The organism is Pseudomonas sp. S2_E02 (genome assembly GCF_054668355.1).
In genome coordinates this window covers 1469719-1483897 of sequence record NZ_CP162761.1, presented here as the reverse complement: position 1 = coordinate 1483897, position 14179 = coordinate 1469719, and the positions used below count along the sequence as shown (strand labels likewise).

Here is a 14179-nt window from a genome sequence, read left to right as displayed (position 1 = left end):
ATCGACGTTGAATGTACCGACGCTTTCGCGAGCAAGCTCGCTCCCACAATTGGTATCAGTGGGGTTTGGTGAAGCGTTGTACGAGCTTCATGACGACGACGAAGAAGACCGGCACGAAGATCACCGCCAGCGTCGCGGTAATCATCCCGCCGATCACTCCTGTACCGATCGCTTGCTGACTCGCCGAACTGGCACCCGTGGCAATGGCCAATGGCACCACGCCGAGAATGAACGCGAGCGACGTCATCACGATCGGCCGCAAGCGCAAGCGAGCAGCCTGCAACGTCGCATCAATCAGATCGTGACCTTCGTCGTACAAGCTCTTGGCAAACTCGATGATCAGGATCGCGTTCTTCGCCGACAGACCGATGATGGTGATCAGACCAACCTTGAAGAACACATCGTTGGGCATGCCGCGCAATGTCACCGCCAGCACCGCGCCGAGCACGCCCAGCGGCACTACCAGCAACACCGAGGTCGGAATCGACCAGCTCTCGTACAGCGCCGCCAGACACAGGAACACCACCAGCAACGACAGCCCAAGCAGAATCGGCGCCTGATTGCCGGACAAGCGTTCCTGCAACGACAACCCGGTCCATTCCTGGCCCAGTCCTTTCGGCCCCTGCGCCACCAGGCGTTCAATCTCCGCCATGGCCTCACCGGTGCTGTGCCCCGGCGACGGTTCGCCGGAAATCGCGATCGCCGGATAGCCGTTGTAACGGGTCAACTGCGCCGGGCCTTGAATCCAGTTGGCCTGCACGAACGCGGACAGCGGCACCATGTGCCCGGTGTTGTTGCGTACGTGCATTTTCAGCAGATCGGCCACCTGGCTGCGTTGATCGCCTTCGGCTTGCACGACAACACGCTGCATGCGCCCCTGATTGGGGAAATCGTTGATGTAGCTGGAGCCGACGGCAGTCGACAGCACATTGCCGATATCGGCGAACGAGACGCCAAGGGCATTGGCCTGCTTGCGGTCGACCACCAATTGCACTTGCGGCGCTTCGGCCAGCGCGCTTTCACGCACATTCATCAGTACCGGGCTTTTCTCGGCGGCTGCGAGCAGTTCGGTGCGCGCTTGCATCAAGGTCGCATGGCCGAGGCCGCCGCGATCCTGCAAACGGAACTCGAAGCCGCTCGATGTGCCGAGGCCATCCACGGGCGGTGGCAGCACCGAGAACGCCATGGCGTCTTTGATTTCAGTCAGTGCGATATTGGCGCGATCGGCAATCGAGCTGGCGGCATCATCACTGCCGCGCTGCGACCAGTCCTTCAGCGTCGAGAACGCCAACGCTGCGTTCTGGCCGCTACCGGAGAAGCTGAAACCGAGAATCACCACCGTGTCACTGATCCCCGGCTCGCTGGAGTTATGTGCCTCAAGCTGTTCAGCCACGGCCACCGTACGATTCTTGGTCGCACCGGGCGGCAGTTGAATATCCGTGATGGTGTAGCCCTGATCTTCCACCGGCAGGAACGAGGAGGGCAGACGCGCAAAGCACAGGCCCAGTCCAACCAGCAGCACAGCGTAAATCAGCAGGTAACGGCCGCTGCGTTTCAACGCATAGCCGACCCAGCCCTGATAGCGATCAGTCAGGCGCTCGAAGCGGCGGTTGAACCAGCCGAAGAACCCGGATTTTTCGTGGTGTTCGCCCTTGGCAATCGGCTTGAGCAGCGTCGCGCACAATGCCGGCGTCAGGGTCAGGGCGAGGAACGCCGAGAACAGAATTGACGTCGCCATCGACAGCGAGAACTGCTGGTAAATCACCCCGACCGAGCCTTGCATGAACGCCATTGGAATAAACACCGCGACCAGCACCAGCGTGATGCCGATGATCGCGCCGGTAATCTGCGTCATGGCTTTGCGTGTGGCTTCCTTGGGCGACAGGCCTTCGGTGGCCATGATCCGCTCGACGTTCTCCACCACGACGATGGCGTCGTCCACCAGAATACCGATGGCCAGGACCATGCCGAACATGGTCAGGACGTTGATCGAGAAGCCCAGCGCGAGCATGGTCGCGAACGTGCCCATCAGTGCCACCGGCACCACCAGCGTCGGGACCAACGTGTAGCGCACGTTCTGCAGGAACAGGAACATCACCGCAAACACCAGCAGCATCGCTTCGCCCAAGGTGTAAATCACTTTGGTGATCGAGACTTTGACGAACGGCGAAGTGTCGTACGGAATCTTGTATTCCACGCCCGCCGGGAAGTAGCGCGACAGCTCATCCATCTTCGCCCGCACCAGGGTCGCGGTGTTCAGCGCGTTGGCGCCCGGCGACAGTTGCACGCCGACAGCGGTCGACGGTTTGCCGTTGAGACGCGTACCGAACTGGTATTCCTGACTGCCGATCTCGACCCGCGCGACGTCACCGATGCGCACGGTGGAGCCGTCGCGATTGGCCTTGAGCACAATGTCGGCGAACTCTTGCGGTGTCGACAACTGACCTTTCACCAGAATCGTCGCAGTGATTTCCTGGCTGGACGGATTGGGCAGATCACCGATGCTGCCAGCAGACACCTGAGCGTTCTGCGCGACGATGGCGGCGTTGACATCGGCCGGCGTCAGGTTGAACGCGATCAGCTTCTGCGGATCGATCCAGATGCGCATGGCCCGTTCGGCGCCGTACAACTGCGCCTTGCCGACACCGTCCAGACGCTTGATCTCGTTCAGCACGTTACGCGCCAGATAATCGCTGAGCGCCACGTCATCGAGCTTGCCATCGCTGGAGGTCAGGGTGATCAGCAAGAGAAAACCGGACGAGACTTTTTCAACCTGCAAACCCTGCTGAGTCACCGCTTGCGGCAGGCGCGACTCGACCACCTTGAGGCGGTTTTGCACGTCGACTTGCGCCAGCTCCGGGTTGGTGCCCGGCTGGAACGTGGCTTTGATCGTCGCACTGCCGAGGCTGCTTTGCGATTCGAAGTACAGCAAGTGATCGGCGCCGTTGAGCTCTTCCTCGATCAGGCTGACCACGCTTTCATCGACGGTCTGCGCCGAGGCGCCGGGATACACGGCGTAGATTTCGATCTGCGGCGGGGCGACATCGGGGTATTGCGCCACCGGCAACTGCGGGATGGCCAGCGCACCGGCCAACAGGATGAACAACGCGACGACCCAGGCAAACACCGGGCGGTCGATAAAGAACTGCGGCATAGAAAAGCGTCCTGCTTACTGACCAGAGGTCTGGGCAAGTGGAAGAGGGGTGTCGTCGATCTGCACGGTTTCGCCGGCACGGGCGTGTTGCAGTCCTTCGATGACGATGCGGTCGCCTGGCTTGAGGCCGCCGGTGACGATCCAGCGATTGTTCTGCACCGCGCCCAGTTGCACCGGTTGCTCGGCGACGCGCATTTGCTCGTCGACGGTCAGCACCTGGGCAATGCCGGCGCTGTCACGCTGCACGGCGCGTTGCGGCACGGTGATACCGTTCTGAATGGTTGCCTGCTCCAGGCGCACGCGAATGAAGCTGCCCGGCAGCAAGTCGAGATCCGGGTTGGGGAATTCGCTGCGCAGAATGATCTGGCCAGTGCCCGGGTCGACGGTGATGTCGCTGAAGAGCAATTTGCCTGGCAGCGGATACAGGCTGCCGTCATCCTGAATCAGCGTAGCTTTGACCTGATCCTGGCCGACTTCCTGCAGTTGCCCGGAACGGAACGCGCGGCGCAACTCGTTGAGTTCACGGGTCGACTGGGTGAGGTCGGCGTGAATCGGGTTGAGCTGCTGAATCAGTGCCAACGGTGTGGTTTCGTTCTGCCCGACCAGTGCGCCTTCGGTGACCAGCGCACGGCCGACGCGACCGGAAATCGGCGCGGTGACGGTGGCATAACCCAGATTCAGTTTCGCCCGCTCGACGGCAGCCTTGTTGGCCGCAACGTCAGCGGCGGTTTGCCGGGCATTGGCGCGGGCGTTGTCGTAGTCCTGAGCGCTGATGGCTTTGTCATCGATCAACTGGGCGTAGCGTTGCTCTTGCAGTTTCGCTTGAAAGGCATTGGCTTCTGCCTTGCGCAACGCTGCTTCAGCGCTGTCGAGATCAGCCTTGAACGGCGCCGGGTCGATGCGAAACAGCACGTCGCCCTTTTTCACGTCGCTGCCTTCGCGGAAGGTGCGTTGCAACACCACACCGGCCACCCGTGCCCGTACTTCGGCAATCCGTGGTGCGGCGATGCGGCCGCTGAGTTCGCTGCTGATTGTCAGGGGATGCGCTTCGAGCGTCTCGATGCGCACCGTGGCCGGTGATGCCTGATCCTCGGCTTTCGAGGATGAATCACAGGCGCTCAGTGTCAGCGCCATCGCGATCAGGCCGAGTCCGGCCAGCAGTTTCTTCGACATGTACAACCCCCAATATTGATGTCCGCATCCTACGGGCAGACGCCGAGATTAGCGGTGAAGCTTTGTAGGCGCTGTGTGAAATTGTGTAAGGGTTTTGCTCAGGGATGGGCGAGGGCGTATATCCTTCAGGTCTTGAATTCTTTTGTGACGGTTAAACCGCTTTCGCGAGCAAGCTCGCTCCCACATGGGTTTTGTGAACAGTGCAAAACCACTGTGGGAGCGAGCTTGCTCGCGAAAGCGGTCTGACATCCACCACAGCAATATCTGGATCACCCCATGCCCAACATCCTCCTGGTCGAAGACGACACCGCCCTCGCCGAACTGATTTCCAGCTACCTGGAGCGCAACGGTTATTCCGTCAGCGTGATCGGCCGTGGCGACCATGTGCGCGAGCGGGCGCGGGTCAATCCGCCGGATCTGGTGATCCTCGACCTGATGCTGCCCGGCCTTGATGGACTGCAAGTCTGCCGTTTATTACGCGCCGATTCGGCGACGCTGCCGATCCTGATGCTGACGGCTCGCGACGACAGTCACGATCAAGTGCTGGGCCTGGAAATGGGCGCCGACGATTACGTCACCAAACCGTGCGAGCCGCGCGTGTTGCTGGCACGGGTGCGCACCTTGTTGCGCCGCAGCAGCCTCGGCGAACCGCTGACCGCCAATGACCGCATTCTCATGGGCAATCTGTGCATCGACCTGTCCGAGCGCACCGTGACGTGGCGCGATCAGCCGGTCGAGCTGTCCAGCGGCGAATACAACTTGCTCGTGGTGCTGGCCCGACATGCCGGCGAAGTGTTGAGCCGCGACCAGATCCTGCAGCGTCTGCGCGGGATCGAATTCAACGGCACCGATCGCTCGGTGGACGTGGCGATTTCCAAGCTGCGCCGCAAATTCGACGACCACGCCGGCGAGGCGCGCAAGATCAAGACCGTGTGGGGCAAGGGCTATCTGTTCAGCCGCTCAGAGTGGGAATGCTGAGCTGATGTTTCGCATCCTGTTTCGTCTGTATCTGGTGACGATCGTCTCCTACAGCGCGGCGATCTATCTGGTGCCGGATCTGGTGGTCATGGCGTTCCGGGATCGCTTCGTCACTTACAACCTCGATTATTCGCGCGGTCTGCAATCGCTGATTACCCGTCAGTTTCACGCCGTGCCGCAGGAGCAGTGGCCGGCGCTGGCGGCGTCGATGGACAAGGATTTTCAGCCGCTGCACATCGTCCTCGCGCGGATCGACGATGCCGGGTTCACCGCTATCGAGCAGCAACGCCTGCGCCGTGGTGAAAACGTCGTTCGCATTGGCGACTGGGGCTGGCGCACGCTGGCGGTGACGCCGCTGGACGACACCACCGCCGTGCAAATGGTCGTGCCGCCGGATCCGCTGGACGTCAATCTGTTGTACTGGAGCATCAACGTGCTGATCGGCGCGAGTCTGCTCGCCTGCCTGTTGATGTGGCTGCGCCCGCACTGGCGTGATCTGGAACGGCTCAAAGGCACTGCCGAACGCTTCGGTAAAGGTCACTTGAGCGAGCGCACAAAAATCGCCCCGAGCTCCAACATCGGCAGCCTCGCCAATGTTTTCGACACCATGGCGGGCGATATCGAAAACCTGCTCAATCAGCAGCGTGACCTGCTCAACGCCGTGTCCCATGAACTGCGTACGCCACTGACGCGCCTGGATTTCGGCCTGGCTTTAGCCCTGTCCGATGACTTGCCGAGCGCCAGCCGCGAGCGCTTGCTGGGACTGGTCGCGCACATTCGCGAGCTGGATGAGTTGGTGCTGGAGTTGCTTTCTTACAGCCGTTTGCAGAACCCGGCGCAACTGCCGGAGCAGGTCGAGGTGTCGCTGGATGAGTTCATCGACAGCATTCTGGGCAGTGTCGATGAAGAGCTGGAGTCGCCGGAGATCGTCATCGATGTGTTGCTGCACGGTCAGCTCGAACGCTTCTCGCTCGATCCACGCCTGACCGCGCGGGCGATCCAGAACCTGCTGCGCAACGCCATGCGCTATTGCGAGAAACGCATTCAGATTGGCGTGCAGGTCAATGCCGAGGGCTGTGAGATCTGGGTCGATGATGACGGCATCGGTATTCCCGATGATGAGCGAGAGCGGATTTTCGAGCCGTTCTATCGACTTGATCGCAGTCGGGATCGGGCTACGGGTGGGTTTGGTCTTGGTCTGGCGATCAGCCGTCGCGCGCTGGAGGCACAGGGCGGCACGTTGACCGTTGAGTCTTCACCGTTGGGCGGGGCACGTTTCCGGCTGTGGTTGCCCAATAACGCCTGAGCTGCGTGACGCTGAAAATCTACCTGTGGGAGCGAGCCTGCTCGCGAAGGCGTCGGGTCAGTCAACGCATACTTGGCTGACATACCGCCTTCGCGAGCAGGCTCGCTCCTACAGGGGGTTGTGTTGTTCAGACCAGCTCTGTGGATTGAATCAACCCGACCCCGGCACTTTGCATCCGCTCAACCGCTGCCGCCAGTGATCCATTCAGATCGATCGCCCGGCACGCATCCAGCACCACATAAGTATTGAACCCCGCCGCCCGTGCATCCAGCGCCGAAAACATCACGCAGAAATCCAGTGCCAGCCCCACCATGTAGACCGTATCGATCCCGCGCTCTTTCAGGTAACCGGACAGCCCCGTGGTGGTGCGGCGATCGGCTTCCAGAAAGGCTGAATAGCTGTCGATATCCGGATTGCAGCCCTTGCGAATGATCAGTTGGGCGTGAGGCAGGTCAAGTTCCCGGTGAAACTCGGCCCCCGGTGTCGATTGCACACAATGGTCGGGCCAGAGCGTCTGCTCGCCATAAGGCAATTGGATGACATCGTAGGGCTGGTGCCCGGGATGACTGGACGCGAATGAGGCGTGACCGGTCGGATGCCAGTCCTGTGCGACGACAACCTGGGTGAACTGGCGGGCGAGCCGGTTGATCAGCGGCACAATCAGGTCTCCTTCGGGGACCGCTAATTGACCGCCGGGGGTGAAGTCGTTTTGAACGTCGATCACCAGTAAGGCAGAGCGGGATGAATCTGGCATCGTGGAGGCATCCTCGGAAAAAATACGCGCTGAGCATAGTGCAGGAACTAGCTAGTGATTAAGCGGCTTTTTAACAGTTTTGCCTTGTCTTCCAGCGCCATCGGGGCGTCGTGTCCGATCAGCATCCAGGCGTGTTCACGTTCAGTCCAATACACTACGTTCATCTCACGCCGACGCTCATGGGCCAACGGCTGACTGCCGCTGTTCGAGCGGGTCACACACAGCGCCAATGGTCCATGTTTCGCATCCAGATAAACGATCTGCGCAATCGGTACGCCGTCATACTCCAGCATCTGCGCCCGTTTGAATTCGGCATCAGGCAGCTTCAAAGTGGCTGGCGCAAGGTTCAGGCCCAGGCGCGCATCGACGGTGCGCAGTTGCGCGCGTTGGGAGGCTTCGTCGGTGGGCAGGTGATCGAGCGTTTGCGGCACATACAGCGCCATGTAATCGCCCACCAATGCCCGCCAGTTGTTCGATTGCGCGGCGTGCCAGCCGAGGAATAACCGGTCGGCCAATACGCCACCGGCCAACAGCGCAGCGGCGGCGCCACCGATAAACCAGCGGCGATTGAAGCCCGGAGGCTGCGGCGCTGGAATGGCGTCCAGCCGCGCTTGCAGACGCTCCAGCGGGGCCTGTTGCGCCAGCTCGTCATAGGCGTTCTTGTACGGCAGGTTGCTGCGGCTGAGCCATTGCACGCGCAGACTCAGCAGTGAGTCTTCGGCAATGGCGTTGTCGAGTTGATGGCGATAGTCGCCGTCGAGTTCGCCGTCGAGGTAGGCGACCAGTTGCTCATCCGAAGGTGGGTTCATGATCGGTCTCCTTCGGTGGATTTCGGCACGGTCTGCAGCGGTGGGTATTCGGCGAGTTTGAGGCGGGCGGTGGCCAGACGGCTCATGACCGTGCCGATCGGCACTTGCAGGATTTCAGCGACTTCGCGGTAGGACAAGCCTTCGACATAGGCGAGGTAGACCGTTTCGCGCTGGGTCTCGGGCAGCGCATCGACGCGGCGGATCACTTGCGCGGCCATCACATGCGTCTGCGCGGCGTACTCACCATCAAACGCCAGTTGGCCATCGGCATCGACCTGGCCCGCACCCTGACGCACGCGCCGAGCGCGCACTTCATTGAGCCAGATCGAATGCAGAATGCTCAGCAACCAGCGATCCATGCGCGTACCGGCGATGTACTGATTGGCGCGCTCCAGCGCTCGCACGCAGGTGGCTTGCACCAGATCCTCGGCCACATGCCGATTGCGCGACAGCAGTAGACCGTAGCGCCACAGTCGCGCCAGGTGCTGCCCGAGTTCTGCTCTGAATGCCTGATCGTTGAAGATGATGGCGGCCCTTATAAGTGCTCAGGTTTTCGATGAGTCGTTGATGGCTTCGGCCAGGTCCCGGTATTCCTCGCACGACGTGCCGCAAATCGATTGGATCTGCTGCAACTGCTCTTGCGCCAGGTCGACGCGGCCTTTGATCACATAGGCCTCGCCGAGGTATTCGCGCACTTGCGCGTACTGCGGGTCGAGTTTTACCGATTGCAGGTAATAACCGATGCCCTCGTCAGTGCGCCCCAGCTTGCGCGTGGCGTAGCCGCGATAGTTGAGGGCCTTGGCGGTGTGCGGTTGCTTGAGCGTATCGAGCAGTGCCAGGGCTTCATCGTAGCGACCGGCCTTGGCAAGGCGATAGGCGTAATCAGTACGGTCGGCATCCGAAAGTGCTTTGCTGACTTGCATCACACACTTCTGGGTTTTGCTGTCCCAGACCTGGCCTTTCGGGCATTCCGGTTTCTGCACCGGCGCGTCTTCATCGCCATTGGCCAGGGCCAATTGGCTGGACATCGCCGCGACCAGTAACAACGGGGCGGCGAACATAACGGAACGGATAGTCATGGGCAAGGCTCCACAGAAAGTTATGGTTCACTTTGAACACCACAGGGTGAATTTTTATTCATTGCTTTATCAGTGACTGTTCAAGGTAAGCGTAAATTCAAGCGCTATGCTCGGGAGCGTCTGCCGTCGATCCGATGTTTTGCCGTAAGGAGAGTTGCCATGACCGATCACGTCCATCATTCAGCCGCTGCCGGCTACAAAAGCGCTGCCGACACCTATGTGAAAGGTCGGCCGGACTATCCGCCGCAGGTCAGTGAGTGGTTGGCCGCGACGCTGGGCCTGGATGGGCATAAAACGGTGATTGATCTGGGGGCCGGCACCGGCAAGTTCACCGGACGCTTGGTGGCGACGGGCGCGCAAGTGATCGCGGTTGAACCGGTGCCGCAGATGCTCGAAAAGCTGTCTGACGCCTGGCCTGATGTGCTGGCCGTGAGCGGCACGGCGACCGATCTGCCGTTGCCGGACGCTTCAGTCGATGCGGTGATTTGCGCGCAAGCGTTTCACTGGTTCGCCAGTGCCGAGGCGCTGACCGAAATCGCTCGAGTACTCAAGCCCGGAGGCAAGTTGGGGCTGATCTGGAACCTGCGTGACACCGACGTCAGTTGGGTGCCGAAACTGGACTCCATCGTCAATGCGCTGGAGGGTGACACGCCACGCTATTACACCGGCGCCTGGCGCAAAGCGTTTCCGCACCCGGCATTCGCGCCTTTGCAGGTCGAGCGGTTCCACCATGGCCATACCGGCTCGCCAGAAGACGTGATTCTCAATCGGGTGCGCTCCACCAGTTTCATCGCCGCGCTGCCGGAGGCGCAACGGGCGAAAATCGATGAACAGATTCGTGCGTTAATCGCCACAGAGCCGGAACTGCGTGGCAGGGATGTGGTGACAGTGCCTTACGAAACCGCGGCGTTCGTCGCCGTGAAAAAAACCTGACATGTGGGAGCGAGCCTGCTCGCGAAGGCAATCTACCCGGCATCCGATAACCCGGATCAACCCACCCGAGCCAGATCCACCGCCTTCCTGTTGCGCTCGCGAACCCCACGCACCACCAGATACAACAACGGCCCAACCGAGACAAAAACCGCCGTCAACAACAAATATGGCACCACCGACCAGAGCGACTGCCCACGCGACCGCGCATCCTTAACCATCCAGATACCCGCCAGTGCGGCCAGCAGATACAGATCAATCACCACCTGCGCGGTGTCGGGCCGCGACATCAGGCTGATGCCGAAGTCGATCAACGACTGTTCAGCCTGGAGCATCACCGAAACGGTGTAACCGCTAAACGCGAGCAAAGCCGTGAGGGGCAGGGCGATCGACATCATGCATTCCTTCCGTGGTGTGATGAGAGAGTCGCCAGACTAACGCCGCCGCGCAAAATTGGCCATTGACTCGCCAATAGCGCACAGGCTAATTTCCAGCCCATGACTTCGACTGTATCGCGTTGCCAGCCAATGATTATTACCGCCATTCCTCATTTGGCGGGCTAGCTCACGACTGCAGCACCCAACCCGCCCTAGAGGCGGGTTTTTACTTTCTGTCTCCGGGGTTTTGAAAAATGTCAGGAGACGACCATGCCGCACAGCCCCGATCAGCAAACCCTGCTTGAGCACTACGTGAAAAAGATCCTCGCCGCGCCGGTGTACGACCTCGCGGTGCGCACGCCTTTGCAAGCGGCGCCGGCGTTGTCTGAGGCGCTGGGCAACCGGATTCTGCTCAAGCGTGAAGACCTGCAACCGACGTTCTCCTTCAAGATCCGTGGCGCCTACAACAAACTGGTGCAACTCAGTGACGAGCAAAAGGCGCGCGGAGTGATCACCGCATCGGCCGGCAATCACGCGCAAGGCGTGGCGTTGGCAGCGCGCGAGCTGGGCATCGTAGCAACCATCGTCATGCCGGCAACAACGCCGGAACTGAAAGTGCTGGGTGTGCGCAGTCGTGGTGCTGAAGCGTTGCTGCACGGCGAGAGTTTCCCGTTCGCCCTGGCCCACGCGCTGCAACTGGCAGAACAGAGCGGACGCACCTTCGTGTCGCCGTTCGATGACCCGGAGGTGATCGCCGGGCAGGGCACCGTGGCGATGGAAATTCTTCGTCAGCATCAAGGTTCGCTGGATGCGATTTTTATCCCGGTAGGTGGTGGCGGTCTGATCGCCGGCATCGCGGCCTACGTCAAATACCTGCGCCCGGAAGTGCGGATCATCGGCGTCGAATCCGAACACTCAGCGTGCCTGAAGGCCGCGCTCGAAGCCGATCAGCGCGTCGTGCTGCCGAATGTTGGCACCTTCGCCGATGGCGTGGCGGTAGCGCAGATTGGCGCGTTCGGATTTGAGGTCTGCCGCTTTTGCGTCGACGAAGTGATCACCGTCAGCAACGACGACCTCTGCGCGGCGATCAAGAATATCTACGACGATACCCGTTCGATCACCGAACCTTCCGGCGCCCTGGCCGTTGCAGGCATCAAGCAATACGTAGCGCAAACCGGGGTGAAAGAGCAGACATTCGTGGCGATCGACTCGGGCGCCAATATCAACTTCGACAGCCTGCGCCACGTTGCCGAGCGCGCCGCGATGTGCGGCGTCTCGGCATGATGAGGCTTACGGCAGCAAGGGGCGCAGGAAGCTGCGCTCGTAGCTGACGATAAACTTCTTCTCGACCAGGCTGGCAACCAGAGCGGTGCTTTCCGGATCGGTCATCGCGATTTGCCGATAGCTTTCGTAATCCGCCAGCGACGGAAAACTGAACAGGCAATAAGCGATGTTGCTCGCGCCTTCGGACGGCAAAAAGTAGCCGTGATGGGTACCGCCCAAGCGCTCGACGATGCCGAGCCAGGCCTTGGCGTAGGCCTCGAACTCAGGCAATTGGTACGGATCAATGACATATCGGACGTGGCAGGTAATCAAACGACGCACTCCTTGTTCGGGTTATTCCTGCAGGGCTGTACCGACTTTGTCCGACGCCGACCAGATGCGATAACGCACTTCGACGTCCGAGGGCGCATACACCACGACCGGCAACTTGCTGTTGTAACGCAGCATGAAACCGTCACCAACGACCGGCACGAAAGCGCGCTTCTTCTGGCTGCCGGGCGGGCAGGCCATCATCGTGCTCATCGGCCCGATGACTTTTTCCAGTCGATAGAACGGATAACCCCAGCCTTCAAGATTCTTCTCATCGAGAACACCGCCCAAACGCTGACGATTGCAGTCCACTTCAAGGGTTTTGCCAGCGAGGATTTCCACCTGGAAGTTCTCTTCCTGCTCTTGCTTGGGCAAGTGAATAACCTGGCGGGTGAACCCGGCTTCAGCCTTCGGGAACGGCGCGACGTCTTCAAGCTTGGCGGCGTGGGCGAGGGTGGACAGGCTGGCGATGATCAGCCCGGTGGTCGCGTAGACGCGGAAAGAACCCATGGAAGCCTCCGTGCGGGTGTAGGGTGGATAGCGGGCATTCTTACCGTCATGGGCCGTGATTGCAAACCAGCGTCGAGTTGCAAATTGCAGTGCCGGCAGGGGCCATTCTTGCAGTTTGCAAGTAGCCAAATACTGGCACCGCCGCCAAGTGCTTGATTTCATGAGGGTGAAAATGAACCGATGAAAGGCACGCTTTATGCGTCTTTTCAGTGCGGCGCACCGGCCTTGGGCGCCTACACTCCAATGGGCATTTCGCAGTACCACCGCTTGTCGCACCCAGGGAAACAGCGGGGACACACCCGTGCAGGGGCCGCAACGGTCAGCGTGAATACTTGATTGGCATCTCACAGTAAGGAGAGGGTTTCGCCATGTTTCTGTCTGCCTTGGAACTACGCAATATCATTGAAAGCAGTTTTCTGCCGAAACGCTGCCAGTGCACGCTGTCGCCGGACTTGTCGATGACCGTCAAGGTTTTCGGCGATCACCAGACCGATCAGGTCGATCTGCTGGTCAGCGGCATCGACGCCAGCCACCTCAATGGCTGTCGTGAAATCAACGAACTGATCGCAGGGCTGCGCTCGGACTTGAAAGAACAAACTACGCCACATCACTACAGCCCACGCTCCAGAGCCGTCTAACGCACCGTTTCACCCAGTTCGACCGTCACGCGCCGGGCCTGCACAAAACCAAGGCCCAGCGCGAACTCGACCAGCACCGCGAGCAAAATCCCGGGGCCGGCATGGCCGTTCAACCATTCCGCGAAACCCAGCACCGCCAAACCAAAACAACCGACGATAAACCCGTTGCTCAGCGCATTGCGCCCCAGCGACGGCGGCGCGTTGCGCACCAGATAAAACATCACCCCCAACGCCGCAAAAAGCACCGCACTGCGCCGCGCGACAAATCCTGCCGCGTCGGAATACTCGATGCTCCAGATCGCCAGCAGCCTCTCCGGGAAAACGCCCCAAGCCAGCGCCAGCAAAAAACACAACGAACACGTGAAGCCCGACAACGTGCGAAACGACAACTGCATGGCGAATCCTTGCGGCAGTGAGGAGGGCTCCGAGCATAACCGCCGAAACTCCCCACGCCTACCGCAAACCCGCAAATCAGACGTTTCTGTCAGTTCTGGAAGTTGCACGCGTCAGACAATTTCCGGTAGCTGATCTCCTCGGGCTTACCGGCGTTGTCGATGTACTTCATATCGGCCGTAACCACTTTGCACAGTTGCGTTGGCGGCTCGGTCAACGACACCACTTTGGCCACCTGCAGCGGCATGCCGTACTGATACGGCACGGCTTTGGACGTGGCCGAAGTGTCATTGGCCTGTGCCAGCCCGGCAAACGCGGTGCAGGCGAGGGCGGCGGTGAGCAATAAAGGACGAATGTTCATGAAAGGACTCCCGAGTGGCGGTTCTAGAGTTCGGCGTGATTCACCCGAACCTGCCGCACTGGGCAACAGCCAGAATGGCTGAGGGCGTGCGGTTCAGTAGAGTTTTTGACCACGGCGTTAAGGG

General features: G+C 60.4%; 15 protein-coding genes and 1 pseudogene. 5 read left to right on the top strand and 11 right to left on the bottom strand.

All coding sequences use genetic code 11. From position 1 onward, the window contains the following. Positions 1–55 precede the first annotated feature (55 nt). Together AB4O01_RS06510 and AB4O01_RS06505 are read right to left on the bottom strand one after the other, a co-directional pair. A complete protein-coding gene (locus AB4O01_RS06510; RefSeq protein WP_460091050.1) occupies positions 56–3154 on the bottom strand; it encodes a multidrug efflux RND transporter permease subunit in 3099 nt (1032 codons plus the stop codon). A gap of 15 nt (positions 3155–3169) precedes the next feature. Then, positions 3170–4327 (bottom strand): efflux RND transporter periplasmic adaptor subunit, encoded by a 1158-nt coding sequence (locus tag AB4O01_RS06505; RefSeq protein ID WP_460091049.1) that lies wholly within the window; start codon positions 4325–4327, stop codon positions 3170–3172. 276 nt (positions 4328–4603) lie between these two features. Here AB4O01_RS06505 and AB4O01_RS06500 point away from each other — a divergent pair, with 276 nt between their 5' ends. Further along, positions 4604–5305, top strand: a complete 702-nt coding sequence (locus AB4O01_RS06500) for a response regulator (RefSeq protein WP_007912171.1) — start codon at positions 4604–4606, stop codon at positions 5303–5305. Positions 5306–5309: 4 nt separating this feature from the next. After that, positions 5310–6611, top strand: a complete 1302-nt coding sequence (locus tag AB4O01_RS06495) for an ATP-binding protein (RefSeq protein ID WP_093431171.1) — start codon at positions 5310–5312, stop codon at positions 6609–6611. Between the two features lie 127 nt (positions 6612–6738). On the opposite strand, the gene pncA is transcribed toward AB4O01_RS06495, so the two are convergent. The 4 genes from pncA to AB4O01_RS06475 form a co-directional block, all read right to left on the bottom strand. Next, complete coding sequence (gene pncA / locus AB4O01_RS06490) at positions 6739–7365, bottom strand: bifunctional nicotinamidase/pyrazinamidase (RefSeq protein ID WP_460091047.1); 627 nt, start codon at positions 7363–7365, stop codon at positions 6739–6741. A 47-nt stretch (positions 7366–7412) separates the two neighbouring features. After that, positions 7413–8174 carry an anti-sigma factor gene (locus AB4O01_RS06485; protein WP_099759265.1) on the bottom strand — a complete coding sequence of 254 codons (762 nt, stop codon included), beginning with the start codon at positions 8172–8174 and terminating at the stop codon, positions 7413–7415. Continuing rightward, on the bottom strand, positions 8171–8629 hold the full coding sequence (locus AB4O01_RS06480; RefSeq protein WP_256573860.1) for a sigma-70 family RNA polymerase sigma factor: 459 nt from the start codon (positions 8627–8629) through the stop codon (positions 8171–8173). Before AB4O01_RS06480 ends, AB4O01_RS06485 begins: the two co-directional genes overlap by 4 nt. A gap of 90 nt (positions 8630–8719) precedes the next feature. After that, positions 8720–9253 (bottom strand): tetratricopeptide repeat protein, encoded by a 534-nt coding sequence (locus AB4O01_RS06475; protein WP_460091046.1) that lies wholly within the window; start codon positions 9251–9253, stop codon positions 8720–8722. 159 nt (positions 9254–9412) lie between these two features. Here AB4O01_RS06475 and AB4O01_RS06470 point away from each other — a divergent pair, with 159 nt between their 5' ends. Further along, positions 9413–10186 carry a class I SAM-dependent methyltransferase gene (locus AB4O01_RS06470; protein ID WP_460091045.1) on the top strand — a complete coding sequence of 258 codons (774 nt, stop codon included), beginning with the start codon at positions 9413–9415 and terminating at the stop codon, positions 10184–10186. A 56-nt stretch (positions 10187–10242) separates the two neighbouring features. On the opposite strand, the gene AB4O01_RS06465 is transcribed toward AB4O01_RS06470, so the two are convergent. Beyond that, a complete protein-coding gene (locus tag AB4O01_RS06465; protein WP_460091044.1) occupies positions 10243–10581 on the bottom strand; it encodes a DUF2834 domain-containing protein in 339 nt (112 codons plus the stop codon). Positions 10582–10830: 249 nt separating this feature from the next. On the opposite strand from AB4O01_RS06465, the pseudogene ilvA reads away from it, so the two are divergent. Next, positions 10831–11826 (top strand): annotated as a pseudogene (ilvA, locus tag AB4O01_RS06460) (threonine ammonia-lyase, biosynthetic); the annotation flags it as partial. Positions 11827–11850: 24 nt separating this feature from the next. On the opposite strand, the gene AB4O01_RS06455 reads toward ilvA, so the two are convergent. Together AB4O01_RS06455 and eco are read right to left on the bottom strand one after the other, a co-directional pair. Further along, entirely contained in the window at positions 11851–12156 is a 306-nt protein-coding gene (locus AB4O01_RS06455; protein WP_460092227.1) for an NIPSNAP family protein, read from the bottom strand. Between the two features lie 21 nt (positions 12157–12177). After that, positions 12178–12663, bottom strand: a complete 486-nt coding sequence (eco, locus tag AB4O01_RS06450) for a serine protease inhibitor ecotin (protein ID WP_414926077.1) — start codon at positions 12661–12663, stop codon at positions 12178–12180. A gap of 368 nt (positions 12664–13031) precedes the next feature. Here eco and AB4O01_RS06445 point away from each other — a divergent pair, with 368 nt between their 5' ends. Beyond that, a complete protein-coding gene (locus AB4O01_RS06445; RefSeq protein WP_093431200.1) occupies positions 13032–13301 on the top strand; it encodes a DUF1652 domain-containing protein in 270 nt (89 codons plus the stop codon). On the opposite strand, the gene AB4O01_RS06440 is transcribed toward AB4O01_RS06445, so the two are convergent. Then, positions 13298–13696 carry a hypothetical protein gene (locus AB4O01_RS06440; RefSeq protein WP_026000451.1) on the bottom strand — a complete coding sequence of 133 codons (399 nt, stop codon included), beginning with the start codon at positions 13694–13696 and terminating at the stop codon, positions 13298–13300. The genes AB4O01_RS06445 and AB4O01_RS06440 overlap by 4 nt on opposite strands. 89 nt (positions 13697–13785) lie before the next feature. Next, a complete protein-coding gene (locus tag AB4O01_RS06435) occupies positions 13786–14055 on the bottom strand; it encodes a DUF2790 domain-containing protein (RefSeq protein WP_427119641.1) in 270 nt (89 codons plus the stop codon). Between the last annotated feature and the right edge of the window lie 124 nt (positions 14056–14179).

Excerpts from the sequence above, each read along its gene's own strand:
- AB4O01_RS06470 (WP_460091045.1), top strand. The coding sequence starts at position 9,413 with ATGACCGATCACGTCCATCATTCAGCCGCTGCCGGCTACAAAAGCGCT.
- pncA (WP_460091047.1), bottom strand. The coding sequence starts at position 7,365 with ATGCCAGATTCATCCCGCTCTGCCTTACTGGTGATCGACGTTCAAAAC.
- AB4O01_RS06510 (WP_460091050.1), bottom strand. The coding sequence starts at position 3,154 with ATGCCGCAGTTCTTTATCGACCGCCCGGTGTTTGCCTGGGTCGTCGCG.
- AB4O01_RS06505 (WP_460091049.1), bottom strand. The coding sequence starts at position 4,327 with ATGTCGAAGAAACTGCTGGCCGGACTCGGCCTGATCGCGATGGCGCTG.
- AB4O01_RS06495 (WP_093431171.1), top strand. The coding sequence starts at position 5,310 with ATGTTTCGCATCCTGTTTCGTCTGTATCTGGTGACGATCGTCTCCTAC.
- AB4O01_RS06440 (WP_026000451.1), bottom strand. The coding sequence starts at position 13,696 with ATGCAGTTGTCGTTTCGCACGTTGTCGGGCTTCACGTGTTCGTTGTGT.
- AB4O01_RS06435 (WP_427119641.1), bottom strand. The coding sequence starts at position 14,055 with ATGAACATTCGTCCTTTATTGCTCACCGCCGCCCTCGCCTGCACCGCG.
- eco (WP_414926077.1), bottom strand. The coding sequence starts at position 12,663 with ATGGGTTCTTTCCGCGTCTACGCGACCACCGGGCTGATCATCGCCAGC.
- AB4O01_RS06500 (WP_007912171.1), top strand. The coding sequence starts at position 4,604 with ATGCCCAACATCCTCCTGGTCGAAGACGACACCGCCCTCGCCGAACTG.
- AB4O01_RS06445 (WP_093431200.1), top strand. The coding sequence starts at position 13,032 with ATGTTTCTGTCTGCCTTGGAACTACGCAATATCATTGAAAGCAGTTTT.
- AB4O01_RS06485 (WP_099759265.1), bottom strand. The coding sequence starts at position 8,174 with ATGAACCCACCTTCGGATGAGCAACTGGTCGCCTACCTCGACGGCGAA.
- AB4O01_RS06465 (WP_460091044.1), bottom strand. The coding sequence starts at position 10,581 with ATGATGTCGATCGCCCTGCCCCTCACGGCTTTGCTCGCGTTTAGCGGT.
- AB4O01_RS06475 (WP_460091046.1), bottom strand. The coding sequence starts at position 9,253 with ATGACTATCCGTTCCGTTATGTTCGCCGCCCCGTTGTTACTGGTCGCG.